The following is a 26,570-nucleotide window of genomic DNA, read 5'->3' as shown; positions in this document are numbered from 1 at the left end:
CACTCGACGGCTCCTGAAGGACACCCAACCATGATTTCTCGTATCGTCAACTTTTCCGTTGCGCGGCGGTGGCACGTGCTCATCGCAACGATCCTCCTGTCGATCCTGGGGGCACTTGCGCTGACGCGCCTGCCGATCGACGCAGTACCAGACATCACCAACACCCAGGTGCAGATCAACGTCGTTGCACCTGCGCTCGCGCCGGCCGACGTGGAGCGGCAGATCACCTATCCGATCGAAACGGCGTTTGCCGGGATACCTGGCCTGGAATCCACCCGGTCGCTGACCAGGCACGGGTTTGCGCAGGTGACTACCGTCTTCAAGGACGGCACGGACATCTATTTCGCGCGCCAGCAGATGGCTGAACGGCTGCGCGCCGTCGAGCGCTCGCTGCCGCCAGGCGCTACCGCAAGCCTGGGCCCGATCGCGACCGGGCTCGGCGACGTCTACATGTGGACGGTCGAATACGCCTCGAAGCCTGCCCCGAAAGCGGGGCCGGCGGCTGGGCTGCAGGCCGATGGCAGCTATGTCACGCCAGAAGGCGAAGTGCTGCGCAGTGCTGCCGAAAAAGCCACTTACCTGCGCACGGTGCAGGACTGGATCGTCGCGCCCCAGCTCAAGAATACCGAAGGGCTGGCAGGCGTGGACGTCATCGGGGGCTACGTCAAGCAATACGTGGTCACACCGGATCCGCAGCGGCTGGCGGCCCTGGGAGTCAGCCTGACCATGCTGGGCGAAGCGCTCGAGCGCAACAACACGAGCGCGGGCGCCGGTGTGGTCGTTCAGAACGGGGAAGCCCTGACGGTCAAGGCCGATGCGCGCATCACGTCAGCCGAGGAGCTGGCGAAGACCGTCATCACGACCCGTAGCGGCACGCCGGTACTTGTTTCGCACGTCGCCACCGTCGGCATGGGACAGGAAGTGCGATTCGGATCCGCATCCGAAGGCGGGCAGGAGGTCGTCGTCGGTACCGCCGTGATGCGGATCGGGGAGAACAGCCGGACGGTCGCCGCCGCGGTGGATGTCCGCCTGAAAGAGATCGCACGCTCCTTGCCGCCGGACTTGCTGATCCGGCCGGTGCTTGACCGCACCCGCCTGGTCGACGCCACCATCAAGACCGTGGCGACCAACCTTACCGAGGGTGCGCTGCTGGTGATCGCCGTGCTATTCGCGCTCCTCGGGAACCTGCGCGCGGCATTGATCGCCGCGGCGGTCATCCCGGTCACGATGCTGATGACCTCTGCGGGCATGCTCGAAGCGGGGCTGTCTGCGAACCTGATGAGCCTGGGCGCGCTGGACTTCGGCCTGATTGTCGACGGCGCGGTCATCATCGTGGAAAACGCGCTGCGCCGGATCGCGGAACGCCAGCATGCGACCGGCAGGATATTGACGAAGGCGGAGCGGCTCGAGACCGTCGCCGCCGCCGCACGCGAAATGATCCGGCCAAGCGTCTACGGCCAGGCAATCATCATTCTCGTCTACGTGCCCCTGTTGACGTTCCAGGGGGTGGAAGGCCGCATGTTCGCACCGATGGCGGTGACGGTGATTCTCGCACTGGTCTTCGCGTTCGTCCTCTCGCTTACGTTCGTGCCGGCCGCGATCGCGCTCTGGCTTTCGCGCCATGTCGATGAAAAGGAAAACAAACTGGTCAAGGCCGTGTCTTCGTCGTACGCGCCGTTGCTGGAGCGTGCTCTCGCCCGGCCGAAGCTGACCGGCGTATTGGCCGCGGTCGGTTTCGCGGGCGCACTCGGCCTGTTCACGACGCTTGGACAGGAATTTCTTCCGACGCTCGATGAGCAAGACGTACTGCTCCAGGTGGCACGCATCCCGGGCACTTCCCTGGAGCAGAGCCAGTCCATGCAGTTTGCGGTGGAGAAGGCGGTCGGCAAGCTGCCCGAGGTGAAGCTGGTGTTTTCAAGAACGGGTACAGCCGAACTGGCGGCCGACCCGATGCCGCCGAACATCACCGATACCTTTGTCATCGTGAAAGACCGCTCGGAGTGGCCGGAACCTCGTATGAGCAAGGCCGAGCTGGTCGAAAAGATCGAGAAAGCGGTTGCTGGCATTCCAGGCCAGAACTATGAGCTTACCCAACCGATCCAGATGCGCTTCAACGAGTTGCTGGCCGGCGTGCGTGGCGACATCGCCGTCAAGGTCTATGGCGACGATTTCGACGCCATGCTCCGCACCGCCGAACAGGTCGCGGCAAAACTGCGCGCGGTCGAGGGCGCGGAAGACGTCCGCGTGGAGCAGGTGCAGGGGCTTCCGCTGCTCGATGTTCGGCTGGATCGCGACGCCATGGCACGGGTCGGCCTGACCGCCCAGGACGTGCACGACACCTTGGCCGCAGCCATTGCCGGCCGCGAGGCCGGGTCGATCTATGAAGGGGACAGGCGTTTCGACGTCGTCGTGAAACTGGGCGAAAAGACCCGCAACGACGTGGAAGCCTTGCGCCTGCTGCCTGTGCTGACGCCGAGCGGCAGCTTCGTTCCGCTGGGGTCGGTGGCGATACTCGAGACGGCCAAGGGACCGAACCAGATCAGCCGGGAAAACGGCAAGCGCCGCGTGGTCGTCCAGGCCAACGTGCGCGGCCGCGACATTGCCGGCGTGGTCAGCGAGGCGCGCGCGAGTATCAATGCGGACGTACGGCTACCGGCCGGCGTATGGCTCACCTGGGGCGGGCAGTTCGAGAACCTCGAGCGCGCGCGGATGCGCCTGGCCGTCGTGGTACCGGCCTGCTTCGCGCTCATCGTCGTATTGCTGTATTCGGCCGTCGGTTCCTGGCGTGCCGCCGCAGTCGTCTTCACGGGTGTGCCCCTGGCCCTGATTGGCGGGATTGCAGCACTCTGGCTGCGTGGACTGCCGTTCTCGATTTCGGCCGCCGTCGGATTCATTGCGCTGTCTGGCGTTGCCGTGCTCAACGGGCTGGTGATGGCGGGATCGATCGACGACCTGGCGAAACAATTGCCGTGGGCGCAAGCCGTTCGCGAAGGCGCATTGCGGCGGCTGCGGCCGGTGCTGATGACGGCCCTGGTCGCATCACTGGGCTTCGTCCCGATGGCACTGGCGACAGGCGCCGGGGCCGAGGTGCAGCGGCCGCTGGCGACCGTGGTCATCGGTGGGCTGATCTCGGCCACGATCCTGACGCTGTTCGTGCTGCCGACGCTGTACCAGCGCTTTGCCCGCCCGGCAGAGAACGTAGCGGAAGGCATTTGACGGAACCATGGCCAAACACCTTTCACCGCTCTCTGCCGTCTTGGGCGCCGGGCTGATCGCCGCCACCGACCTGGTCACGAAGGCCCAGGTCGTGGATCGGCTGGCCTACGGCCAGCAGGTTGAGCTTCTGCCGTCGTTGAACATCGTCCATGTTATCAACCAGGGAGCGGCTTTTGGCCTTTTCGCCACAGCGGGCGGGTGGCAACGTTACCTGTTCATCGCTGTGGCCGTGCTGGCGTCGGTATTGATCATTCAAATGATCAGGAGGCCGGCGACGACGGCCACGGAGAGGGCAGCGTTGGCGATGATACTTGGCGGGGCAATTGGAAACCTGATCGACCGCGCCGCACGCATGGGCGTTGTCGACTGGATTGACTTGTATGTGGGCACGTACCACTGGCCGGCATTCAACATTGCCGACATCGGTATTACGCTGGGCGCGGCAACTATTGTCTTGCACACGGTGTTTAGTGGGAGCACATCGGTTACAGTGCATAAGCAAACACGACAGTGATATAGCGCTGTAACAGGCGGCGGAACGGAACGCTACCTCGACTAGTTGCAAACAGGCTTCCAGCCGGCTCGATACTATTCTTGCGCTTCTTTTGCCTCCGAAAGAATCTCGTATCCTCCTTTCGCAGCGATAAACGAGACGACCGTTCCAAGAATCAGATCGGGAAGGTTTGAGTTCGTCCACATCACCAGCGCGCCCGATAGGACGATGGCGCCGTTCACGATCGAATCATTGTTCGTAAAAATGGCTGAGGCTTTGAAATTGATGTCCTGCCCCCGATGCTGCTTTAACAGCCGGATGCAATAAATATTCAGAAGCGCATTTGCAGCGGCCATCGCCATCATGGCCGGCCCCAACGGGGCTTCGCCGCCGAGAAACCTGCGAATGACTTCGACTAATAACAGGCAGGCAAAGCCGATGAGGAGCCAGCCGGAAAGCTGGGCGGCACGGGTCTTGATTGCGGCAGACCGGCCGACAGCGTATAAACTCACGGCGTACACGGCTGCATCTCCTAGATTGTCGAGACCGGCGCCGATCACGGCGGTTGAAGATGCCCACGTTCCAATTGCAACACCGGCTAGACATTGTCCCAGGTTGATCAGTAGGACTTTCCATAGAATGCTGCGATCCCCCTCGTTTGATCCATCCAGATCCAGCTCGTCGCTATGTGCGGTGTTGCTCGTAGTCATGCGGTCTCCGATAAACGATAGGGTCAGCTGCGCCCAGTTAAGGTCGGCTCAGCATCATTACTGCGGTGCGAAGACGCAAAAAATTTACGTGGCCCGAAAAACTGGTGCGCTCAAGGCGGTCCGCTCTTGTCAGTAGCCACAGCAGCAGGCTTCTTTGGCTTTGCATGCTTCAGTATCTGCACAACCTGAGGCAACGCGCCATCCTTGCAAGAAGGAGGAGATATCTCGACCTTGTCGTGAAGCTCGGGCTTGATCGAGTCGGGTACTAAGGCGCTGACATATCTGTAAGAGCGAAGATGGGGCACTGTAATTTCGGCGTATTGATGGCCAGAAATCTGAGCCGTGTCCAGACCTGCGAGGCAGGCAGGACGGTTTGTTTTCAATTTCTCTTCCGTATAGAGTGCGCTTACCCAGCCCGTTTTGCTGTTCGGTCCAAGCCTTGGATCAGCGCAGCCAACGAGAATAAGTAGTGAACTGAGCGCAACGATACGTTTTCCGTTATTTTTCATGACAGCTCCTATAAAGATCAGCCCGCCTTCCGTCACCAGCCGCGACACCTGCGCGGCCGAGTCCTAGGTCATCATTTCCTGCCCGGCGCTGGTACATGGTTGAATACCTGTTCGCTACCTTCGGGCTTTGACCAGATTCAGTCCGAAGCCAAGCCCGGCCGCCAGGAGCAGAGCTACCTGTGCCCCATAGGTCTGCGTAGTCGGATAGATGCCAAGGACCGGCAAGCGCGGTCCCTGCATTGGGGTCGCCATCAACCATCCGGCTTCCTGCAGGCCTGCGATCCCTTTGCCGACCAGCACGACTGCCAGAGCAGCGACCAATGCCGAGCTGAATGAAAAGAACTTACCAATAGGCATGCGTGCGCTCGTGCGCAGGAATACGCCGGCAAGAATCGTCAGCAGGACGAGGCCCGTTACGAAGCCTCCCATCAGTGCAGGGCCGTTGCCGTCGGCTGCAAGGGCCGAGTAGAACAGGACCGTTTCGAAGACTTCCCGGTACACCGCGATGAAGGCCAGGGCAAACAGGGCCCATGCCGAGCGCTTTTCCATCGCTGCCGTGAGATGCTGCTTCAGGTAAGCCTGCCACTGTCCAGCCTGGCTTTTCTGGTGCATCCACAGGCCAACCGACAGCAGCACCGCCGCCGCGAAGAGCGAGGACAGGCCTTCTGTCACTTCACGGCTTGCGCCACTGATACTGACCACGTACGTGGCTACCAGCCACGTCAGCGCACCTCCGGCCAGTGCCGAGATCCACCCGGCGTGTACGTAGCGCAGCGCCTGGGGGCGTTCGGCTTTGCGCAGGAACGCAACCATCGCGATCACGATCAGCAAGGCCTCGACACCTTCGCGCAGGAGGATGGTCAGCGCGCCTACGAACACCGTCGTTGCATCGGTCTTGTCCGAGCCGGTAACTGACTCGACACGTAAAAAGTAGTGGTCCAGCTGCTGGGCGTATGCCGTTGCGCCCGCGACGTCACCTCGAGCGACCGACCCCCGGTACAGTTGCATCGTCCGTTCCACGTCGACCAGCAGTTGGCGGTCGGTCGCGTCGAGCGCCGCCTCGAGCGGCTCGAAGCCGTCCAGATAGGCCGACAAGGCAAGATCGGTGGCGGTCGCGCGCTGGCCATTCTTCAAGGCGTTCAGGCTCTCTTCCAGCAGCTTGCGCGCAAGGGCGATCCCCTTGCGTTCCTGCTGTTCCCGGACAATGTCGGGGTGCGTGCGTGCATATGCCTGCGCTGCTCGCGCGGTTGCCGGCGGCATCGCCTTCGCCAGCTCTTCTTCGGTCGTCGTGACAAGGGCGGTCATGTCAGGAAGCGCCGCGGCGGGGACTTCATTTCGTGCAAATGCAGTTTTCCCCGCTTCAATCTCGGCATCCTTGAAAGACAGGGAGCCAACATAGAACGCCAGGGACCAGCGGTCGTGCTCGGACAAGTTGGCAAACGACGGCATCGATGTGCCTTCGACACCCTGACTGAGCACCTGGTAAAGGGCCATGAGAGAACGGGAGCGGGCCCTTTCCTCATCTGTGAAAGCGATCGGTTTCGGGTCGAGCTTTGCCGCAAGAGCGCCGTCGCCGGCACCAGTCGCACCGTGGCATGAAGCGCATTGCGCCTGGTACAGCGCGGCGCCACGGGAAAGATCGGGCATGGCGCGCGGCGCTACAGGAAAGGGATACGCCTGGAGGAGCAGTCGGTTTGCTTCCCGGGCAAGCTGGCCTACACGCTGGGGGCTGTCTTTGCGTTCGACCGCGTGCCTCAGATTTGCGGTAGCTGCGGCCAGTTCCGAGTGCAATGGATGAGGAGGCAAGGACTGCACCTGACTCTGCGCCCGCGCCGAGAACTCCCGCATTTCTCCGTACTCAGGTTCACTGATGACCGCTCCATTCTGGACGGCGCCGGGGTAGTCCACAGCGACATAATCGAGCAACTGCCAGAGCTGCCTGACCTGCGGTTCGGACGATTTGGATTCTGCATGTGCCGTGCCAGCCAGGAAGCTGCAGAGAGCCGCGACGTAAATGAACCAACGCCAAATGGGGTACTTCATAATGAAAAACCTGACCAAATGTAGAGGAGTCTTTCATCTAACACCTTCAAGCTACTTGAAGGTCAAGCCATTTCGACCTCAGTTCTAACCGCTAAGCGGAACCTCGCCCGACTTCGATCAACATCGCCAGTTCCGAAACGTATCCTACTGGGACCCCTTGGGTCTGCTGTCAGGATTGTCCCGGTTGTGATACGGGTGGCACAAATATCAGTATGGTCAAGCGGTTGCCAAACGAACCAGATGTCAAAAGCTGATCAGGTAGAGCCCAGCAAGGCATGATGACGCTTGCCACTACGAATGGTGATGGGTCCGGAGAGTGTCGATACGGATAGTAATGACTGCTTGACCTTCCCATAAGGGGAAGGTTTATGCTTGTCTCCGTATTGTCAGGCAGCCATCGCAGTCGGCTCGATATGCTATTAAATGACAAGTCATGCCACGCTCACTCCAGGCGCTTGACACTGGCAGCAGCGCGCCGCCACAATGCTTGTTGAAATGTCTAAAGTGATGAAACCGTCCCGTTCAACCCGCTTCGTTGCCGCCGTGATTGCCGTGATCAGCTTGCTGTTCACCCAATTGGCTCTGGCTTCGTACGTCTGTCCCGGCACGACCATGCCGGAACGCATGACGATGGCGGCAGCCGACGACGGGATGGCCGGCATGGATCACTGCAGCGGTATGGAGAAGGCGGACAAGGCCCAGCCGAGCTTGTGCCATGCGCACAACCACTCCGATCCGCAATCACTCAACAAGCCCGATTCCCCCTCGGTGCTGCCCTTCCATGTCATCGGGCCGGTTCTGTCCGTGGTCTTCGTCGATGCTGGCTTAGCGCCTCCAGGCGTCGTTACCGCCATGCCGTCGCTATCACACGCGACCGAGCCAACATTGGCCATACGCCACTGCTGCTTCCGTATTTGACAACTCCGCCTGCTTGATTCGCCGCGCGCGCTTGCGCACGCGATGTATTTCAACGCTTGTGGAGATCGCATGTCCTTTTTCTTTTCCGCGCGCCGTCACGGGCGCGCTCCCCTGTTTTCGCTGACAGGATACCTGGGCGTATTGGCAACGTCCCTGGCCTTGGCGGCGCCTGCCCTTGCCGCCGATGCCTTGTCCCTGGCCGAGGCGCAGCGTCTCGCCATTGAACGCTCGCGGCAGATTACCGCGCAGGATGCTGCTGTGACGGCTTCACGTGAGATGGCAGTGGCAGCTGGCCGCTTGCCCGATCCGGTGCTCAAGATCGGTGTCGACAACCTGCCAGTCAGCGGCCCCGACCGTGGAAGCTTCACAGCGGACTTCATGACGATGCGTCGTATCGGCGTGATGCAGGAAATCACACGCTCAGACAAACGCAGCTTTCGAGCCGAGCGGTATCAGCGCGAAGCGGACAAAGGTCTGGCCGAAAAAGACAAGACCACCGCCGATGTCGAACGTGCGACGGCCATCGCCTGGCTCGATCGCTACTATGCCGAAGCAATGGCATCCGTGATTGCCTCCCAGCGCGAAGAGGCGCAACGTGAGCGCGAGGCCGCCGATGCCGCTTACCGGGCCGGACGTGGGAGCCAAGCTGACGTGCTGTCTGCCAGGGCTGCCGTCGCCCAGTTCGACGACCGTACGGACGACGCCGCGCGCCGGGTGCGCAGTGCGAAGATCGCACTCGCGCGCTGGGTTGGCGACATCGCCGACCAGCCCCTGTCCGGCCAACCGGCGATCGACGCCATCCGGCTCGACCCGGCCTCGCTCGATACTCAGCTTGCCCACCACCCTGAGATCGCCGTTCTCAACAAGCAGGTCGATGTCGCTGCGGCCGAGGCGAAGCTGGCCGAGGCCAACAAGAAGTCCGACTGGACCGTCGAAGTGGGCTATGCGCAGCGTGGTCCGGGATATTCCAACATGATCTCGTTCGGCGTCTCGGTCCCGCTGCAGTGGGACCAGAAAAACAGGCAAGACCGAGAACTGGCTGCCAAGCTCGTCACGGCCGAACAGGCTCGTGCCGAACGCGACGAGATGCTGCGAGCGCATACAGCTGAAACGCGCGTCATGGTGGTCGAGTGGCAGACCAATCGCGAACGCTTGGCACGGTATTCCCGGGAACTCATCCCGCTGGCGCAAGAGCGCAGCGGGGCAAGCCTGGCGGCCTACCGTGGCGGCAAGGCGACGCTTGCCGAGGTGCTGGCCGCGCGGCGTGGCGAACTCGACGTTCATCTCTCGAGCTTGCAGCTCGAAGCCGACACCGCCAGGCTGTGGGCAGAACTGAACTTCCTCTTTCCCACTTCGCACGGCGCAATGCCGGCGGCCGCCGCCATCTCCAGGAACATGAAATGACCAAGAAAAAGAACCTCATCCTCACGTTGTCCGCGGCCGGCATCCTGATCGCCTCCGGCGGTGGCCTGTATTGGGCAGGCATGCAGCATGGCCTGCACGCCGCCATGCCGGCACTAACCGGCAGCGGGGCGGCCACGAGTGCCAACAAGGTCGATCCTGCGACGGGCAGAAAAGTGCTCTACTGGCACGACCCGATGGTACCCGGCCAGAAATTCGACAAGCCGGGCAAGTCGCCCTTCATGGACATGCAGCTCGTGCCGGTGTATGCCGACGAAGCCGGCGATGACGGCAAGGTTGCAATCAGTCCGCGCGTACAGCAAAACCTCGGCATCCGGACGGCCGAGGTGAAGGAAGGCAGCCTTGCCACTGCACTTGAATCGGTGGGCAGCGTGGCCTGGAACGAGCGCGATCTTTTCCTCGTGCAGGCCCGTGCCAACGGGTATGTCGAGCGCCTCCACGTACGTGCGCCGCTCGACCGTGTCCGCAAGGGCCAGGCGCTGGCCGATATCTACGTTCCCGACTGGGTGGCGGCGCAGGAGGACTATTTGGCCGCACGCCGTATGTCGGCGGATCTGGCCGACGCGGCACGCCAGCGCATGCGCCTGGCCGGCATGACCGAGGAGCAGATCCGCCAAATAGAGAAAAGTGGCAAGGTTCGTCCGCGTTTGACGATCACCTCACCAGTGTCTGGCGTGGTGGCCGAGCTTGCCGTGCGCGAGGGCATGACCATCACGTCCGGTGCGCCGCTGTACCGCATCAATGGCCTGTCGACCGTCTGGGTGAATGCCGAGATTCCTGAAGCGGCAGCCGCCCAGGTACGTCCAGGCAGCACCGTCGAGGCACGTGCCGCCGCCTGGCCCGGTATGACCTTCCAAGGCAAAGTCGGCGCGATCCTGCCTGAAATCGATCCGGCCACACGCACCCTGAAGGCGCGCATCGAGCTCGCCAACCCAGAGGGCCGGCTGGTGCCGGGCATGTTCGCAACGGTTAGCCTGACACCGGCTGCGCGCAAGGCCGTCTTGCTGGTGCCGAGCGAGGCCGTGATCCAGACCGGCACGCGCAGCGTCGTGTTCGTTGCGAGCGAGGATGGGAAGTTCGCTCCGGTCGAGGTGGAGACGGGGAGCGAAGGCAATGGCCAGACGGAGATCCGCAGCGGCCTGTCGTCCGGCCAGAAGGTCGTCGCGTCCGGGCAGTTCCTGGTCGACTCGGAAGCCAGTCTCAAAGGCGTGATCGCACGCATGGGCGATGCGGGTGCCGCAAAGAGCACCAAACCGGCTGCCGCCCCGACCCATCACGGGCGTGGCCGCGTCGAGAAGATCGATCCCGACAGTATCACCTTGTCGCACGAGGCGATACCGACGCTGCAATGGGGGCCGATGACGATGCCGTTCACGCTGCCGCCGTCCGGCTTGCCGCGCAATGTCGCAGTAGGTGACAAGGTGACGTTCGAGATCCGCCAGACCCCGGAGGGCGACTACCAGATCACGTCGATCATGCCGGCCAACAAGCAAAACGGTAGCGGAGACGGCAAATGATCGCCAAGTTGATCCGCTGGTCGATCCTCAACCGTTTCCTGGTCTTGCTGGCCACTGTCGGCCTGACGGCCTGGGGCGTGTGGGCTCTGTCGAGGACGCCGCTCGACGCCATCCCGGACTTGTCGGATACGCAGGTGATCATCCGCACCACCTATCCGGGCCAAGCGCCGCAGATCGTCGAAAACCAGGTCACCTATCCATTGACGACGACCATGCTGTCCGTGCCGGGAGCGAAGACGGTACGCGGCTATTCCTTTTTCGGCGACTCGTTCGTCTACATCCTGTTCGATGACGGCACCGATCCCTACTGGGCACGTTCGCGCGTGCTCGAATACCTCAACCAGGTGCAGTCGCGCCTGCCACCGCAAGCGAAACCATCGCTCGGGCCGGACGCCACCGGAGTGGGGTGGGTGTACGAATACGCACTCGTCGACAAGAGCGGCAAGCACGACCTGTCACAGTTGCGCGCCCTACAGGACTGGTTCCTCAAATACGAACTGAAGGCGGTCGCGAACGTGTCGGAAGTCGCCAGCATTGGCGGCATGGTCAAGCAGTACCAGATCCAGCTGGACCCTGACAAGATGCGTGCTTTCGGTATTTCGCACGCCAGGATCGTCGACGGCGTGCAAAAGGCCAACCAGGAGACCGGAGGCTCGGTACTGGAGCTGGGCGAAGCCGAATACATGGTGCGCGCGTCCGGCTATCTGCAATCGCTCGACGATTTTCGCAAGATTCCCCTGACAACCAGCGAGGCCGGCGTGCCGGTACGGCTTGGTGACGTCGCGCGTATCCAGATCGGTCCGGAGATGCGGCGCGGCATCGCGGAGCTGAATGGCGAAGGCGAAGTGGCGGGTGGCGTGATCGTCATGCGCTCCGGGAAGAATGCGCTCGAGACGATCGACGCGGTCAAGGCAAAGCTCACGGTGCTCAAGTCGAGCCTACCGCCCGGTGTCCAGATCGTGCCGACCTACGACCGCTCGGGCCTCATCACGCGCGCAGTCACCAATCTCGAACACAAGCTGATCGAGGAATTCATCGTGGTCGCACTGGTCTGCGCAGTCTTCCTGTTCCACATGCGTTCGGCGCTGGTGGCGATTGTGTCACTGCCAATCGGCATCCTTGCGGCTTACCTGGTCATGTACTACCAGGGTGTGAATGCGAACATCATGTCGCTCGGTGGGATTGCAATCGCGGTCGGCGCGATGGTCGACGCAGCCGTGGTCATGATCGAAAACGCCCACAAGCATATCGAGGCGTGGAACCACGCCCATCCGGGCAAGAAGCTCGCTGGCGACGAACACTGGCGTGTGATCGGCGATGCAGCGGCCGAGGTCGGCCCGGCCTTGTTCTTCTCGCTGCTGATCATCGTGCTGTCTTTCGTGCCGGTGTTCACGCTCGAAGCGCAGGAAGGCAAGCTGTTCGCGCCGCTGGCCTTCACGAAGACCTATGCCATGGCCGCCGCCGCTGGTCTGTCCGTGACGCTGATCCCGGTGTTGATGGGCTATCTGATCCGTGGCCGCATTCCGGACGAACAAAGCAATCCGCTCAACCGCGGTCTGATCTGGCTGTACCGCCCGCTGCTCGAACGCGTGTTGCGGTATCCGAAGACAGTGATCATCGTTGCGGGCCTGATCGCTGCCGCGACAGTGTGGCCATTGTCACGCCTGGGCGGCGAGTTCATGCCCCCGCTCGACGAAGGCGACCTGCTATACATGCCCTCGGCCCTGCCTGGTCTTGGCGTCGGCAAGGCGGCTGAACTCTTGCAGCAGACCGATCGCCTGATCAAGACCGTCCCGGAAGTGCAAAGTGTGTTCGGCAAGGCCGGCCGCGCGGAGTCGGCCACCGACCCGGCGCCGCTGGAGATGTTCGAGACCACGATCCAGCTCAAGCCACGCGACCAGTGGCGTGCCGGCATGACGCCTGACGGACTGGTCGAGGAGCTGGACCGCATTGTCAAGGTTCCGGGCCTGTCGAACGTCTGGGTTCCGCCCATCCGCAACCGCATCGACATGCTGGCCACCGGCATCAAGAGTCCCGTCGGTGTCAAGATCGCAGGCACCGATTTGAAGGTCATCGACCGCATCACCGGTGAGATCGAGCGTGCCGTAAAAAAAGTGCCGGGCGTGTCATCGGCGCTGGCCGAGCGGCTGAACGGGGGCCGTTACATCGACGTGAAGATTGACCGGGATACCGCTGCGCGCTACGGACTGAACATCGCCGACGTGCAAAGCGTCGTGTCGTCCGCGATTGGCGGAGACAACATCGGCGAAACGGTCGAGGGGTTGCAGCGTTTCCCGATCAGCGTGCGTTATCCGCGCGAGGTGCGCGATTCGGTCGAAAAACTGCGCGAGCTGCCGGTCTTGACCGAACGTGGCGCCCAGATCCGGCTAGGCGATGTCGCGGCAATCCGCATCGAAGATGGGCCGCCCATGCTCAAGAGCGAGAACGCGCGCCTGTCGGGCTGGGTCTACGTTGACATTCGCGGCCGCGACCTCAGCTCGGCAGTACGCGACATGCAGCAGTCCGTGGCCAGCGAGGTCAAGCTGCCGCCCGGCTATTCGGTATCGTGGTCGGGCCAGTTCGAATACCTGGAGCGCGCGACGGCGAAGCTGAAGATCGTGGTTCCGGTCACGCTGGCGATCATCTTCGTGCTGCTCTATTTCACTTTCAAGCGCTTCGACGAAGCCGCCCTCATCATGGCCACCTTGCCGTTCGCGCTGGCCGGCGGCGTGTGGCTGCTGTGGCTGCTCGGGCACCACTTGTCGGTACCGAGCGGCGTCGGCTTCATTGCGCTTGCTGGTGTGGCAGCTGAATTCGGCGTGATCATGCTGCTGTACCTGAAGCATGCCTGGGAAGCCCGCGTCGAGGCCGGACGCGACAGCGAAGCCGACCTGGTCGACGCGATCCGGGAAGGCGCCGTCCTGCGCGTGCGGCCGAAGGCGATGACGGTCGCAGTCATCATCGCGGGTCTCGTGCCGATCATGATTGGCTCCGGGACCGGTTCTGAAGTCATGCAACGCATCGTCGCGCCGATGGTCGGCGGCATGGTCACGGCGCCGCTACTGTCGATGTTCGTCGTGCCTGCGGCCTACCTGCTGCTGCGCCGCCGCCAGGCGCGGCGCATGCACGGGCTGCGCCAGGCACCTGCAGCCGAGGAGCGAACGATTCCTGCGAAATAGTACGGCAGGCATGCGGCGTCTACGCCGCTGGGCCTGCAAACCTACCCACCTCAACTGAAATACGAAAGGAAATATGATGAAACGTCAGACCATGATCGCCGCGATGTTAGCCCTTGCTGTGTCCGGCTTGGGCGCCGCCCAGGCGCAGCCGAATCAAGCTGGCATGAACGCGAAAGCGTGCCAGGACATGAAGGGCATGGGCATGCAAAACATGGATGCCAAGTCGTGTCAGGACATGATGAAGAGCATGAACTCGCAGCAAGCAAACAAAGGTACGAAGGCGACTCGGCATGAGGCCATCGGTACGGTGAAAGCCGTCGACCCGGCCGCAGGGACCGTGACGCTCGCGCATGGGCCGGTCAAAAGCCTGAACTGGCCTCCCATGACGATGGGCTTTGCCGTCAACGACAAGGCCCTGTTCGACAAACTTTCGGTCAGCAAGAAAGTCGACGTCGAATTCGTGCAGCAAGGCGGCAAGTACGTCATTACGGCGGTGAAGTAAGCATGCTGCAGGCGCGACGGATGAGTTGAGCGCGGTATCGTCCGTCGCGCATGGTGCCAGTACAGCATGGCGGCGCCTACGGACACTATTTACCCATATAAACACCCGACCCCCGAGTGTTTCAGGGCTACTGACGCATCCTGCTTCGTTCCGAAATTTATTGAGGTGTTCCGAATAACGAAACAGACTGAGCGACAAAGGTGCGTATGCAATGTGGGAAAAATGTAACAGATTGTGTGCAAAACTGATAATTGCCGTGCTACATTAATCACATGCGTAAGTCGTTCCGAATATTCTTCCTGTTCCTGCTTGTCGTGTCCCTGCCTATGCGAAGCATGGCCGGGGTAGCGACAGCAGAATGCGGCATGGACCATCAAGCTGCCATTGATAGCAGCACGGGCCACAGCGCGATGCTTGTGCACGAGATGCAAGGCATGGAAGCGCATGAAGCAGGGCACGAGGACATGCCCGAACATAGGCAAGCGGTCCCGCAAGATGAACAATCCTGCGACCACTGCGAGACAACGAACGGTGTTCATGAAGCCACTAGCTGCGGCACCTGCGCGGAATGCTGCATTGGCGCATGCGCTCCGCCTCCTATCGTTGTTGTTACCGCCTTCGAAGAAGCCGTCAGCAACGTACAGCAATTTCCCCTCTCTTCCTTTACGGGGCACATCCGTGCCCGCATCGAACGTCCCCCACGCTTGGCGTGACCCTTCGCGTCTGGACTGACGCTTTCCTGTAGACCCTGCTGAACTGCCGGCGTGTCTTCCGGTGCCTGCGCTCGCGTGCGCCGGCCCGGTAACGGTGGCTTCCGTACTGGCTATTGGATCGTTGGTCTCATCCATGACCGCTCCTGCAGGCAAAGCACCGCTCTTGGCATCGGCGGCAACGCATCGCCTGCCCGTATCTCGGCTTCTAAAACAATGCACCTGGAGAGAAAAATGAAATACAAGACCATTCCGGCGGCCACCGCCGCGCTTGTGCTGGCAATGTCGCATCAAGGCGCCGATGCCCAACAACCTGCGACCACTGGCGAACCCGCCGACGGCGGGGGAATGCAACGCGTCCAGATCACGGGCAGCCGCATCAACCTGAGGCAGGAGCAGATTTCCGGCGTCGGACCGGTCACGGTGATCGACGCCGACGCCATCCAGCGCTCCGGCGCGATCTCGGTCGAGACGCTGCTGCAGCGCCTGCCGTCGTCGGCCGGCACCGCAGGCAACCAGTCCAGCGCCTACTGGACCAGTAACGGCTACGGCACGACCCAAGTGAACCTGCGCGGCCTGGGCATCGATCGTACGCTGGTCCTGCTCAACGGCCGGCGCGTAGTCTCGGGCGGCACCGGCGCCAACAGCTCCGTCGACCTGAACATGATCCCCGTCGCGATGATCGAGCGCGTCGAGGTACTCAAGGACGGCGCCTCGGCGATCTACGGCGCCGATGCGGTCGCCGGCGTGGTGAACATCATTACCAAGAAGGCGTTCGACGGTGTCGAGGCCTCGGTCCGCTACGGCAGGACCGCCGAAGGGGACGGCGCCGAAAAGTCGGCTGACGTAGTCTGGGGCACGCGCAGCGAGCGCGGCTCCCTGATCGCCTCGCTGAACTACTCGGAAAGCGAGGCGGTTAACCTTGCCTCGCGTGCGCCTTGCGCCCTGTTCGAAGACGACGGCGAGCTGATCTGCTCGGGCAGCTCCTCGACCATCGGCGGCCGGGCGCGGCTCGCAGACGGACGGCGCGTCAATTTCAACCAGGATCCGAACGGCAACCCGCGCGGCTTCGAGACCTATAGCGCGGCAAAGCATGCCTACAACAGCAATCCTTTCCTGAACGCGGTCAATCCGATCAAGCGCATCGGCGTCAGCGCTTTCGGTAATGTGCACCTGAGCGAGAAGGTCGAGCTCTTCACCGAGCTGATGTTCACCAATCGCCAGTCCGAGCAGCTTGCCACACCGGGCGCCATTGGTGTTTACCGCCCGATTCAGATTGCTGCGAGCCATCCGACTAATCCGACCGGCCAGGACCTGACTCTAGAGCGGCGCCGCGTGGCCGAGGTCGGACCGCGCTACTTCTTCCAGGAGACCAACACCTTCCGCGTGCTCGCAGGCCTCAAGGGAAGGATCGCGGGCAGCTGGGACTGGTCGGCATCCCTGAACTGGGGCCGCAATACCGGCGTCGACGGCATGACCAACATCATCAACCTGGACCGTGTGGATGCAACGCTGAACGCGGCGACCTGCGGGACCGGCCCGGGCGCTGCCCCTTGCGGAAACTACCTTGGCTACGGGAATCTCAGCCCGGCAGTGCTCGACTACATCCACTTCACGACGCGCGATCACGGCGGCAACGACCAGAAAAGCTTCAATGCGAGCGTCAGCGGGGAGCTGTTCTCCCTGCCGGCGGGTCCGGTCGGATTCGCTTCCGGTTTCGAGTACCGCCGCGAGCAGGGCTGGCGCGACCCCGACAGCCTGATCGTCTCCGGCGCGGCCAATACGAACGCCCAGGATCCGATCGCGGGCAAGTACAGCGCGCGTGAGGTGTTCGCCGAGCTGTCGGTCCCGGTGCTGGCGAAACTGCCGTTCGTGGACGCGCTGAACCTGAACGCGGCGGCGCGCTATTCCGACTACAGCCTATTCGGCTCCCAGGCCACCTACAAACTCGGTCTGGACTGGCAGGTTATCCCGTCGCTGAAGCTGCGTGCCAACCGCTCGACCGCCTTCCGCGTGCCGAACGTGCCGGAACTTTTTGGCGGCATTTCCGAGGGCAACCTGACGACGACCGATCCCTGCAACAACTGGAACACGATGGACCCGAACTCGGCCGTCTACAAAAACTGCCAGGCATCAGGTCTGCCGGCGGGCTTCCGCCAGTTCGGCCCGTCGATCCTGACGACCGGCGGCGGCAATCCGAACCTGAAACCGGAAGAGGCGGACACCTTCACGGTGGGCGCGGTCTGGACGCCGTCGAAGTCGCTGACCCTGACACTCGACTACTTCAACATCGAGATCGACAACGCGATCGAGACCGTACCCGGCTCGACCAAGCTGGCCGTGTGCTACAACTCCCCGGGCCTGTCGCACATCTTCTGCAGCCCGTCGAGCTTCACGCGCGATCCGCGCACTGGCGAGATCAACTTCCTGTCCTCGCAGCCGGCCAACGCGGCTCAGCAACGCGTCTCCGGCATCGACTTCGGTGCCCTGTATGATTTCAAGCTGTACGGCTGGAATTCGTCGCTGTCGGCTGACGTCTCGCGCCTGAACCGGTTCGACGTCGCTCCGTTCCCAGGCGGGGAGGTGATCGAATACGCCGGCAAGATCACGGGAGGCCGCGGCAGCTACGCCAAGTGGCGTTCGACCGCGTCGTTGACGACCGGGAACGGACCGTGGTCCGGCTCGTACACTGTCCAGTACATCGGCAAGGCGGATGATATCAATGCGGCGCCTGGGGACATTGGGGCGCAGGCGCCGAGCATCGTGTATCACAACGCTAGCGTGAAGTATGCCTTCAATAAGGCCGTGGCGATTTCGTTCGGTATCGATAACCTGTTCGACAAGAAGCCGCCGTACATCCAGAGCTGGACGGACGGTAATACCGACACGATGACCTACGACCTGCTCGGCCGCCGCTGGCACGTGCGTCTGGGCTACAAGTTCTGATCGGGTCCGCCAGGGCCTTTCGTGCTACCCGGCCTGCAACGCGGGCCGGGTGCTACAACTCACTGTCGAAATAATTATGCAACGAGCTTTCTGGGTGCGCCGCGCCCACAAATGGATAGGACTGGTGATCGGAGTCCAGGCACTGCTGTGGATGATCAGCGGCCTCTACATGGTCGTGGTGCCGCTGGAGGTCATCCATGGCGACCACCTCGCCCATGTCCCGAGCGAACATCTCGCAGCCTCGACCGCGAGGATGCCGCAGGCGAAGCTCCACGACACCTATCCCGGCATCACCTCGGTTCGCCTGAAGGTGTTGCTCGATAAGGAAGTGTACGAAATCAGGCAGGACAAGAAAGTCAGCCTGGTCGATGCCGTCAGCGGCAAGACCATCAGCCCGATCGACCGCGAGACCGTACTTGCCCTGGCCGACGCCGCCTACGCAGGCGAAGGCAATGTCCGGGGCATCGAATGGGTCACCAAGGCGCCGTCGGAAGTTGGCGCGCGACCGGTTCCGCTGTGGGCGGTGCATTACGACGACGCGGGCAAGGACACCCTGTACTTCTCGCCATTCTCGGGCGACCTCGTCGCACGACGCCATGAACTCTGGCGTTGGTTCGACTTCCTGTGGATGTTCCACATCATGGATTACGAGGAGCGGGAAAACGTAAACAACAGCCTCCTGCGTGTGGCGTCCATCACGGGCCTTGCCTTCGCGCTGTCCGGCGCCTGGCTGCTTTTCTATAGTTTTCAGCGCAGGAGGCAGGCATGAGCCACTGGATGCGCAAGCTGCACAAGTGGATTGGCCTCCTGATCGCGATCCAGTTCCTGTTATGGATGGGCAGCGGGGTGGTGATGAGCCTGCTCGACGCAAGCAAGGTGCACGGAAAGGAATTCCGGGTCAAGCCGCCGGCGCCCCCAATCTGGCCGCGCAACGCGCTCGACCCATCCGCCGTGCTGGAGGCCAGCAAGGAGGGGGTCTCCGCGGTGACGTCCGGCTGGGTGCTCGACCGGCCCGTGTACCAGCTGCAGGGCGACAAACGCAGCTGGCTGGTCGGTGCCGTCGACGGCAGGCCGCTCGCCATCGATGCCGCGCTCGCCGGTGCGATCGCGCGCGCCTCGTACTCAGGCAAGGGCCAGGCCGGAACTGTGCGGCTGCTCGACTATTCGCTCGAAGCGCGCGCGCACAAGGAGCCTGTGTGGCGCGTCGACTTCGATGATGCCGACGAGACGACGGTGTACGTGTCCGCCCGTTCGGGCAAGGTGCTCGAGCATCGCAACAGCACCTGGCGCCTGTTCGATTTCTTCTGGATGCTCCACATCATGGACTATAGCGAGCGGACCAACTTCAATAATCCGCTGCTCGTATCCAGCGCGGTCGGCGGCCTATGGATGGCCCTGAGCGGTGTGTGGCTGCTGTTCGCAAGCGTGCGCCTGGCGGAGTTCGTTCCCGCCCGCTGGCGGCGGCGCAGCCGCATCCATCTCGCCGGCACGGCGGGCATGCCCACGCGCGCGGTCGATGCCGCCGCTGGCGACACGGTCTTCCAGGCCCTAGCACGCTCGGGACTGCAGCTGCCTTCCAACTGCGGGGGCGGGCAAAGTTGCGGGCTGTGCGAGGTCAGGTGTGTTGGCAAGGTCCCGGCGCCGACGGCTGCCGACCGCGCGCTGATACCGCCGCACAAGCTCGACGCCGGTTACCGCCTGGCCTGTGGGCTGTCCGTAGGGCGCGGCATCGATATCGATGTCGGCGACCCGTCGCTGTTGGCCAGTGAGCAAACAGCGGTCGTCACCAGTGTGAAGGCGCTGACACCCTTCCTGCGCGAGATCTCGTTACGTCCAGCACGTCCGCTCGCATGCCGCCCGGGCGCTTATGTGCAGGTGCATGTCCCGGCATATGCGCGCGATGCCAGCCATATCGATGTCCCGGAAGACCATCGCGACGATTGGCACAAGGCCGGAACAAGCGGCCAGCTGGTCAACGACGCGCCGCTGCGCCGCTCGTATTCCGTCGCGGTACCGGTTGAGCGGGCCGACGGCCACCTTGTCTTCCTGGTGCGCTTCATGACGGGGGAAAGGCCTGGCAGGGGATCGAGCTACATGTACACGCTCAAGCCAGGCGACACGGTCTCCTTCAGCGGCCCGTACGGTGATTTCGCGCTCAAACCCGGGGTACGCGAAAAGGTGTTCATTGGTGGCGGCGCAGGAATGGCTCCTCTTCGGGCCATGATCCATGCGCTCTTCGCGCAAGGGGCGAGCGAGCCTGTGCACTTTTGGTACGGCGCCCGCAGCCGGCGCGACGCACCTTATGTCGAAGAGATGGCGGCGTTTGCGGCACGCCATCCAAATTTCGACTGGCGGCTCGTGCTGTCGGAAGAGGGCGATGCTGGACCGGCAGGCTTCGTGCACGAGGCAGTGCGCGATGGCTTGCTGCGAGACCATCCGAATTTGGCGTCGCTCGAGTTCTACGTATGCGGCCCACCGGCCATGCTGGCGGCGACGCGCCGGATGCTGAAGGAACTCGGCGTCGACGATGGCATGGTGGCCTTCGACGACTTCAAGGTCTGATGCCGCGGGACCCGCTCTGGTGGCGGCGCTCCCACGTGCCTACTTCACCTTACGTCGAGACCAGTGCACGTGGAACGGAGATGTTCCGCGATTACCGGCGATAGTTGCGAGGGTGGTTGCAGATCGCGCAGCTTTCGGTCGCTTCCTGGGGCCAGTAGACGTGGGCCGGGTCACGGAACCGTTCCGGTTCTGGCGTGTAGATCGAGCTCCGTCCGTTCGCCGACTGTTTGACCAGCGCGCCCCAGCTTGATGACTTGTCGGTGAAGTCCACGTTGGCATGGCCGACACCCTGCTGCGCCGCTACCGCGGCCGGTGGCGATTCCACCGTTGTGGTGGGTCGAGGTGCGAGCAGATGCTGTTCAGCACAGAGAAGTCGGGCCTGTTCGGCCTCGTGCTGACGGTGCTGCCGGCCTGGATTGCACAGGGCGAAAGCACCGTTGCGGTCGGCCGCCCTGAGTCAGAACAAGGGCGGCTACCAGCTTGCATTACATCTGTTCGCCCGGGGGCGAGGTCGATGCAAGCCAGGCCGCCAGCACGACGACCGCCAGCAGCACCAGCGCTTCGATCCACAGTATGCGCCTGAATCTTGCCGGGAAATGCTCCGGCGCGGCGTTACCTGCGGACTCGCGCGCGAGCCAGGGCGGCATCACAACAAAGCGGTTAAAGCCGCCCAGCATCGCCGCTGCCCCGACGAGCAGCAGCTTGGCCATGAGCGTGCTGCCGTAAGGATTACCGACCAGGTTGCCGAACCCGCCCAAGCTGCGCCAGGCGGCGTAGATACCGGTCACGAAGATGCCAGTCAGGGCAACCGTCGCTGAGCTGGACAGGGACGCTACATAACCGGCCCGGGCACGCCTGTCGGCTGCGCTCATACTGTCGGATGTCCTCAACATGACGCCACCGGACAGGATCACTTCCCCGACCCACAGGCTGATCAGGCCGAGGTGGACCCAGTCCATCAACAGGCGCACGCTGAAGTCGCCGTCACTTGCCGCATGGCTGATCGTTCCCCGTGTGTACCAGAACACGCCCAGCCCAAGCAGAGTCAGCAGTGCCGGTCGCGCGCTTCGCTCACCGCCGAGGAGCGCGCCGGCGGTGGCCGCTGCCAGTCCGGCGATCCCGATCGAGGCCGCGTATCCGAGGTGGGTGGAGGTCAGCATCGACCAGGTGGCGCCCGCCGCTTCGGCGACCGGCACTTCGGCCATCGCCGCCGATTCGAGCCACAGCCACACGACGCTAACGACCAGTGCAACGACGGCGCTGGCGACGGCAACCATGCGAAGAGGTTGGCGGCGTACTTCAGCCCAGCCCGATGCATCGCCGGCAAGCCACAAACGGGACGCGGTCGCTCCCGTAAGCACGGCGACGGCCAGGTTCAGCAGGGCAGTGACAAGATGCTGGGCGGTTTCCAGGCCCGGCCCCATCACTTGACCTTGAACGTAACGTCGCCCTTCGCCTTATGGCCGTCGTGGGTCATCGTCGACCACTGGATGTGGTACTCGCCGGTGGATAGCGCCGGCAGCGGAGCAGTCATGACGGTGGGGTCCGCCTTGTCGACGGTCGTGGCGGCGACCGGGATATCGTTGTTCCGGGGGCCGGTCACCTTGATCTTGCTGAACGCGGGCTCGAGCGCTTCATTGAACTTCAGGCGGACCTGCTTCGGTGCCGCGTCGTACGTGCTGCCCGCTTCAGGATCGGACGATTGCAGTTTTGCGTGTGCGAAGGCCGAGGAGGTGACGGCGCTTGCGAGGGCGAATGCGGTGACGGCCAGAATGCGTTTGAGAGACATGTTTTTCCTTTTCGTTAGTTAACCGAGTGCGAAGATGGTCGCCTTCCTGATCCGTCAGCCTGTGGATACGGAAGGCATGGTCCTACTTGGCCGCTTCGAGTTTGGTGACGATCAAGCTGCCATTGGCGCGCTCAACCCGGAAGCGGATGTTGTCGCCGGCTTTTACCTGATCGAGCATGGCCGGATCCTGCACCTTGAACACCATGGTCATGGCTGGCATGTTCAGGTTATTCAGCGGGCCATGCTGGATCGTCAGCTTGCCGGCGTCCCTGTCAACCTTCTTGACTTCACCGGTCGACAGTGCGTTGGAATCTCCCTGCGTCTCGGAAGGCATGGCGTTATGCCCTGCATGATCGTGCATCTGCATTTGAGCCGATGCACTCCCAGCAGCGAGGGCGAGACCAGCGGATACGACAAGGGCGGAAAGTAGCGAGGAAAAACGAATCATTTGAGGCTCCAGAAACAATTTAAAAATTCCCGATTACGACGGACGCACCAGGGCGTTTGGCGCGACGGGTGTGAAACTTACTCCATGTGTTCCTTTAATGCGAAGTTCAGTCGGAGCACTTCGTTGCCGCGCATCGTGATTCGCTGGCCATCCTTGGTGACCATGACCTCACCCTCTTCCATGCTGGTCGCGCGGCCGTACTTGTTTTCCATCGCCATCCTCCCGTTCTCGAAGATGTGCAGTGTGCTGCCGTCCTGCAAGGCGATCTGTTGCTGCGGCGGCTCGGATGCGAAGAGCGGTAAAGCCACCGTAGCCATGATGGCGGCGATCGATAATTTTTTCATGATGTGCTCCTGATATCAGTTAGAGAGAACTAGTTGAAATACTGTGGCGACTCGCTCACATACACCGTGACATCGTCTGCGCCGGGCAGAATGTGCGAAAGCGGGAAGAACCTCGTGTCGAGCGTGTCGAAACTCCAGGTCACGCTCTTGCCGTCCGCATTGATCGTGACGGTCTCGAGGCGGGTCACGTTCAGGTACCGCGTCTTCTGGTCGACCGTGATGGTGCGGCTGGCACCGCCAGCGACCGGGTAGCCGAACGGCGCCTGTCGGCCCAGCTGCGCCGCTTGCGGCGCAGCTGCGAGTTGCGGATCGGACGCTGGCGTCGGCTCGGCGTGGGCCAGTCCGGCGGCCATGGCAGTTCCGGTGAATAGCGTCGCGAGAGCGATCCTGGCGATGTATGTGGTCATCTTGTTCTCCTGTTGGGACATGCCTTGCTGGTTAGCGACACGGGAAAAGTCCCGCGTTGAAGGCCATATTACGTACGTGACGCCGACAGGAAGGTGACTCGAAGCTTACGTTTTTGTAATCGTCCGGTCAGGAGCAGCCGCGCCGGCGTGGCATGGCTGAGGGCAGATGATCTGTACCCGCTCTCACGCGAGGCGATCTGATCGACGTCGCGCCAGGGTGAAACAGCACGCTGCCAGATAAGCGCCAGTTTGCGGACGGCGGCATTCGGAATTCCGGACGCTGCCGCATGAGCGGACGCAATCGCGCACTCAGTCTGCTGCAGGCCCTGCGTCAAGCGAACCCGGTTTCCAGCGGCGCAGCAGCAGTGAATTCGACACCACACTCACGCTGCTCAATGCCATGGCAGCGCCGGCAATGACGGGACTCAGGTAACCGAAAGCCGCCAGCGGTATCCCGACGATGTTGTACACGAATGCCCAGCCCAGGTTCTGCCTGATCTTTCGATAGGTCTTCTTCGATACATCAATCGATTCCGCGACGAGCGATGGGTCGCCGCGCATCAACGTCACGCCTGCGGTATGGATCGCCACTTCGCTGCCTGTCGACATCGCGACTCCCAGGTCTGCCGCAGCCAGGGCGACAGCATCGTTGATACCATCGCCGACGAAACAGACGGTCTCGCCATTCTGTTTGAGCTCGCTGACGACGCGCGCCTTGTCGGCCGGGAGCAAGCCGGCCCTGAAATCGTCGATGCCTACTGCTTCCGCGACGGCCCTTGCCGCGCCTGCATTATCGCCCGTCAGCATGACGGCGCGTATCCCCAGATGGCGCAGCCGAGCGAGCGCATCCTTCGCGGTTTGCTTGATTGTGTCGCCGAATGCGAGCAGTCCGCACAATTCCAGGCCGCCCGCTGTCGTTACGACCAGCCAGGAAACGGTGCGGCCGGCGTTCTCATGATGAGCGGCGATGCCTTCCAACGGGCCCACAGAAACGCCAAGTTCCTGCAGCAGCCGAGAGTTGCCGAGGTAAGCCGTGGCGCCATCGACATCAGCCTGGACACCACGCCCTGGCAGCGCTTTTGCATTGGATACGGGGCGCAGCGCGACACCGCGATTGGACGCTTCCGCTTCCACCGCCTTCGCTAGCGGGTGATCACTATATTGCTGGAGCGCGCGCGCCAGTTCGAGGAGGTCGCGCTCCGGCAGGCTCGCACCTTTTACGGCGACCACGGCAGGTTTCGCTTCGGTGAGCGTGCCGGTCTTGTCGAAGGCGGCTACGGTGACCGCATGGGCGGTTTCCAGTGCCTCGGCATCCTTGATGAGGATGCCGTAACGGGCCGCGACACCGGTGCCGACCATGATTGAGGTCGGTGTCGCCAGGCCAAGGGCACACGGGCAGGCGATCACCATTACCGCAACCGCGTTCAGTAGCGCCTGTTGCCAGTCCCCGCTGGCGAGCCCCCATCCGACAAACGTCACCGCCGCGATGACGAGTACTACCGGAACGAAGACGGCGCTGACCCTGTCGACGAGTCGTTGAATCGGGGCTTTGACGGCTTGCGCGTCTTCCACCATCTTGATGATCCGTGAGAGCATGGTTTCGCCACCGACGGCGGTTGCCCTGGCAATCAGCATGCCGTCAGCATTCACCGCACCGCCGGTAACGGCGTCGCCGACGGATTTCGAGACCGGAAGGCTTTCGCCGGTCAGCAGCGATTCGTCCAGGTGGCTGCTCCCTTCGACGATCACCCCGTCGACAGGGACGCGGTCGCCGGGACGGACAATGAAAAGGTCGCCGTGACGGACGCCGGCGATCGGGACCTCTTTGTCGACGCCATCGCGGCGCACGATCGCGTTGATCGCACGCAGGGACTCGAGCGCACGCAGCGCGCCCACGGTCTGATACTTGGCGCGCTCTTCCAGCCATTTGCCAAGGAGGACCAAAGTGATGATGACAGCCGACGACTCGAAATACAGGTGTTGCATACCGTCGTGGCTGTGCTGCGCCCACAGCAGGTAGACCGAAAGCCCGTACGCAGCCGAGGTACCGAATGCCACGAGCAGATCCATGTTGCCGGCACCTGCACGCAGGGCCTTCCAGCCAGCCTTGTAGAAGCGCGCGCCGAGCCAGAATTGAACCGGCGTCGCCAGCAGCAGTTGCAGCCAGCCGGGCAGGGCCCAGTCCTGGCCGAACGGCATCGCCAGCATCGGTACGACCAAGGGCAGGCTCAGGAGGGCGGACGCGGCCACGCGCCACCAGCTTGGCAGGCTGGGAGTGACCTCCGAAGCAGGCGGGCTCTCGTCAGGTATCCTGGCCTCGTACCCGGCTTTCGTGACAGCATCGATTAACATATCGGGAGAGACGCCGCCCAGCGCCCTTATCTGGGCTTTTTCCGTTGCAAGGTTCACCGATGCCTCGGCTACTCCAGGCACTTTCCGAAGCGCCTTCTCCACTCGCGTGACGCACGAGGCGCAGGTCATGCCGGAGATCGAGAGGCTGAAGGCCGCAGCCTGCACTTCGTAGCCGGCTTTTTCCACGGCTTCATACAGTGTTTCGACACGCGTTTCGGGATCGGCACGTACCGTCGCCCGTTCCGTGGCCAGGTTGAGTGAAGCCTCGCGCACCCCGGGAACGGCCTTCAAGGCGCGCTCCACGCGTGCGGCACACGAGGCGCAAGTCATGCCGCCGACCTGGAAGGTCAGATCAGTCACATCCGAATTTCGTTCAAGAGCACTATTCATTGGTCTCTCCATTAGCAATGGTCTTCAGGATAAAGCTTCCAATCATTGGAAGGTCAAGCGGTAACCGTGCCGGGCGGAGACCACCGTCTGGTCGTAGCTGGGATGATTCAGTA

20 protein-coding genes are annotated in these 26,570 nt (G+C 62.6%); 11 read left to right on the top strand and 9 right to left on the bottom strand.

Features of this window, described 5'->3' with window-relative positions:
* The first annotated feature begins 30 nt into the window (after positions 1–30).
* Positions 31–3,216, top strand: coding sequence for an efflux RND transporter permease subunit (locus AC56LG_RS19290; protein WP_497167681.1), 3,186 nt, complete (start codon positions 31–33; stop codon positions 3,214–3,216).
* Between the two features lie 7 nt (positions 3,217–3,223).
* Entirely contained in the window at positions 3,224–3,730 is a 507-nt protein-coding gene (gene lspA / locus AC56LG_RS19285; protein WP_497167680.1) for a signal peptidase II, read from the top strand.
* A 74-nt stretch (positions 3,731–3,804) separates the two neighbouring features.
* Here the strand turns inward: lspA and AC56LG_RS19280 are convergent, their stop codons facing one another.
* From AC56LG_RS19280 to AC56LG_RS19270, 3 genes are all read right to left on the bottom strand, one after another.
* Positions 3,805–4,419: a cation efflux transmembrane domain-containing protein gene (locus AC56LG_RS19280; protein ID WP_497167679.1), complete on the bottom strand. Its 615-nt coding sequence runs from the start codon at positions 4,417–4,419 to the stop codon at positions 3,805–3,807.
* A 110-nt stretch (positions 4,420–4,529) separates the two neighbouring features.
* Positions 4,530–4,928: a hypothetical protein gene (locus tag AC56LG_RS19275; protein ID WP_497167678.1), complete on the bottom strand. Its 399-nt coding sequence runs from the start codon at positions 4,926–4,928 to the stop codon at positions 4,530–4,532.
* A gap of 114 nt (positions 4,929–5,042) precedes the next feature.
* Positions 5,043–6,971, bottom strand: a complete 1,929-nt coding sequence (locus AC56LG_RS19270) for an FTR1 family protein (RefSeq protein ID WP_497167677.1) — start codon at positions 6,969–6,971, stop codon at positions 5,043–5,045.
* A gap of 483 nt (positions 6,972–7,454) precedes the next feature.
* Between AC56LG_RS19270 and AC56LG_RS19265 the strand changes: the two genes are divergently transcribed.
* From AC56LG_RS19265 to AC56LG_RS19225, 9 genes are all read left to right on the top strand, one after another.
* Positions 7,455–7,889 (top strand): hypothetical protein, encoded by a 435-nt coding sequence (locus AC56LG_RS19265; RefSeq protein ID WP_497167676.1) that lies wholly within the window; start codon positions 7,455–7,457, stop codon positions 7,887–7,889.
* 69 nt (positions 7,890–7,958) lie between these two features.
* On the top strand, positions 7,959–9,293 hold the full coding sequence (locus AC56LG_RS19260) for a TolC family protein (RefSeq protein WP_497167675.1): 1,335 nt from the start codon (positions 7,959–7,961) through the stop codon (positions 9,291–9,293).
* Entirely contained in the window at positions 9,290–10,828 is a 1,539-nt protein-coding gene (locus AC56LG_RS19255; RefSeq protein ID WP_497167674.1) for an efflux RND transporter periplasmic adaptor subunit, read from the top strand. The genes AC56LG_RS19260 and AC56LG_RS19255 overlap by 4 nt, the downstream gene beginning before the upstream one ends.
* Positions 10,825–14,007 carry an efflux RND transporter permease subunit gene (locus tag AC56LG_RS19250; RefSeq protein ID WP_497167673.1) on the top strand — a complete coding sequence of 1,061 codons (3,183 nt, stop codon included), beginning with the start codon at positions 10,825–10,827 and terminating at the stop codon, positions 14,005–14,007. Before AC56LG_RS19255 ends, AC56LG_RS19250 begins: the two co-directional genes overlap by 4 nt.
* A gap of 73 nt (positions 14,008–14,080) precedes the next feature.
* Positions 14,081–14,509, top strand: a complete 429-nt coding sequence (locus AC56LG_RS19245; protein WP_497167672.1) for a copper-binding protein — start codon at positions 14,081–14,083, stop codon at positions 14,507–14,509.
* A gap of 272 nt (positions 14,510–14,781) precedes the next feature.
* A complete protein-coding gene (locus AC56LG_RS19240; RefSeq protein ID WP_497167671.1) occupies positions 14,782–15,222 on the top strand; it encodes a hypothetical protein in 441 nt (146 codons plus the stop codon).
* 231 nt (positions 15,223–15,453) lie between these two features.
* Positions 15,454–18,165 (top strand): TonB-dependent receptor, encoded by a 2,712-nt coding sequence (locus AC56LG_RS19235; RefSeq protein WP_497167670.1) that lies wholly within the window; start codon positions 15,454–15,456, stop codon positions 18,163–18,165.
* A gap of 76 nt (positions 18,166–18,241) precedes the next feature.
* On the top strand, positions 18,242–18,934 hold the full coding sequence (locus tag AC56LG_RS19230; RefSeq protein ID WP_497167669.1) for a PepSY domain-containing protein: 693 nt from the start codon (positions 18,242–18,244) through the stop codon (positions 18,932–18,934).
* Positions 18,931–20,727 carry a 2Fe-2S iron-sulfur cluster-binding protein gene (locus tag AC56LG_RS19225; RefSeq protein WP_497167668.1) on the top strand — a complete coding sequence of 599 codons (1,797 nt, stop codon included), beginning with the start codon at positions 18,931–18,933 and terminating at the stop codon, positions 20,725–20,727. Before AC56LG_RS19230 ends, AC56LG_RS19225 begins: the two co-directional genes overlap by 4 nt.
* 485 nt (positions 20,728–21,212) lie before the next feature.
* On the opposite strand, the gene AC56LG_RS19220 is transcribed toward AC56LG_RS19225, so the two are convergent.
* The 6 genes from AC56LG_RS19220 to AC56LG_RS19195 form a co-directional block, all read right to left on the bottom strand.
* A complete protein-coding gene (locus AC56LG_RS19220) occupies positions 21,213–22,151 on the bottom strand; it encodes a CopD family protein (RefSeq protein ID WP_497167667.1) in 939 nt (312 codons plus the stop codon).
* Complete coding sequence (gene copC / locus AC56LG_RS19215; RefSeq protein ID WP_497167666.1) at positions 22,151–22,516, bottom strand: copper homeostasis periplasmic binding protein CopC; 366 nt, start codon at positions 22,514–22,516, stop codon at positions 22,151–22,153. Before copC ends, AC56LG_RS19220 begins: the two co-directional genes overlap by 1 nt.
* 82 nt (positions 22,517–22,598) lie before the next feature.
* Positions 22,599–22,964, bottom strand: a complete 366-nt coding sequence (locus tag AC56LG_RS19210) for a copper-binding protein (RefSeq protein WP_497167665.1) — start codon at positions 22,962–22,964, stop codon at positions 22,599–22,601.
* 77 nt (positions 22,965–23,041) lie between these two features.
* The gene (locus AC56LG_RS19205; protein WP_313706974.1) at positions 23,042–23,308 is read right to left on the bottom strand and encodes a CopK family periplasmic copper-binding protein; all 267 of its coding nucleotides are present in this window, start codon (positions 23,306–23,308) and stop codon (positions 23,042–23,044) included.
* 29 nt (positions 23,309–23,337) lie between these two features.
* Positions 23,338–23,715, bottom strand: a complete 378-nt coding sequence (locus AC56LG_RS19200) for a CzcE family metal-binding protein (RefSeq protein WP_497167664.1) — start codon at positions 23,713–23,715, stop codon at positions 23,338–23,340.
* 309 nt (positions 23,716–24,024) lie between these two features.
* Positions 24,025–26,457: a heavy metal translocating P-type ATPase gene (locus tag AC56LG_RS19195; RefSeq protein WP_497167663.1), complete on the bottom strand. Its 2,433-nt coding sequence runs from the start codon at positions 26,455–26,457 to the stop codon at positions 24,025–24,027.
* Positions 26,458–26,570: the final 113 nt, after the last annotated feature.

The sequence above is a fragment of the Telluria sp. ZB2R32 genome, from assembly GCF_059685715.1.
The sequence above is the reverse complement of the archived record's forward strand: the minus strand, read 5'-3'. Positions and strand labels throughout refer to the sequence as shown.

Bases quoted from the DNA above. Each gene is read 5' to 3' on its own strand.
- AC56LG_RS19195 (WP_497167663.1), bottom strand. From the start codon at position 26,457: ATGAATAGTGCTCTTGAACGAAATTCGGATGTGACTGATCTGACCTTC.
- AC56LG_RS19250 (WP_497167673.1), top strand. From the start codon at position 10,825: ATGATCGCCAAGTTGATCCGCTGGTCGATCCTCAACCGTTTCCTGGTC.
- AC56LG_RS19200 (WP_497167664.1), bottom strand. From the start codon at position 23,715: ATGACCACATACATCGCCAGGATCGCTCTCGCGACGCTATTCACCGGA.
- AC56LG_RS19240 (WP_497167671.1), top strand. From the start codon at position 14,782: ATGCGTAAGTCGTTCCGAATATTCTTCCTGTTCCTGCTTGTCGTGTCC.
- AC56LG_RS19290 (WP_497167681.1), top strand. From the start codon at position 31: ATGATTTCTCGTATCGTCAACTTTTCCGTTGCGCGGCGGTGGCACGTG.
- AC56LG_RS19280 (WP_497167679.1), bottom strand. From the start codon at position 4,419: ATGACTACGAGCAACACCGCACATAGCGACGAGCTGGATCTGGATGGA.
- AC56LG_RS19225 (WP_497167668.1), top strand. From the start codon at position 18,931: ATGAGCCACTGGATGCGCAAGCTGCACAAGTGGATTGGCCTCCTGATC.
- AC56LG_RS19275 (WP_497167678.1), bottom strand. From the start codon at position 4,928: ATGAAAAATAACGGAAAACGTATCGTTGCGCTCAGTTCACTACTTATT.
- AC56LG_RS19270 (WP_497167677.1), bottom strand. From the start codon at position 6,971: ATGAAGTACCCCATTTGGCGTTGGTTCATTTACGTCGCGGCTCTCTGC.
- AC56LG_RS19210 (WP_497167665.1), bottom strand. From the start codon at position 22,964: ATGATTCGTTTTTCCTCGCTACTTTCCGCCCTTGTCGTATCCGCTGGT.
- AC56LG_RS19255 (WP_497167674.1), top strand. From the start codon at position 9,290: ATGACCAAGAAAAAGAACCTCATCCTCACGTTGTCCGCGGCCGGCATC.
- AC56LG_RS19245 (WP_497167672.1), top strand. From the start codon at position 14,081: ATGATGAAACGTCAGACCATGATCGCCGCGATGTTAGCCCTTGCTGTG.
- AC56LG_RS19235 (WP_497167670.1), top strand. From the start codon at position 15,454: ATGAAATACAAGACCATTCCGGCGGCCACCGCCGCGCTTGTGCTGGCA.
- AC56LG_RS19230 (WP_497167669.1), top strand. From the start codon at position 18,242: ATGCAACGAGCTTTCTGGGTGCGCCGCGCCCACAAATGGATAGGACTG.
- AC56LG_RS19260 (WP_497167675.1), top strand. From the start codon at position 7,959: ATGTCCTTTTTCTTTTCCGCGCGCCGTCACGGGCGCGCTCCCCTGTTT.
- AC56LG_RS19265 (WP_497167676.1), top strand. From the start codon at position 7,455: ATGCTTGTTGAAATGTCTAAAGTGATGAAACCGTCCCGTTCAACCCGC.
- copC (WP_497167666.1), bottom strand. From the start codon at position 22,516: ATGTCTCTCAAACGCATTCTGGCCGTCACCGCATTCGCCCTCGCAAGC.
- AC56LG_RS19220 (WP_497167667.1), bottom strand. From the start codon at position 22,151: ATGGGGCCGGGCCTGGAAACCGCCCAGCATCTTGTCACTGCCCTGCTG.
- AC56LG_RS19205 (WP_313706974.1), bottom strand. From the start codon at position 23,308: ATGAAAAAATTATCGATCGCCGCCATCATGGCTACGGTGGCTTTACCG.
- lspA (WP_497167680.1), top strand. From the start codon at position 3,224: ATGGCCAAACACCTTTCACCGCTCTCTGCCGTCTTGGGCGCCGGGCTG.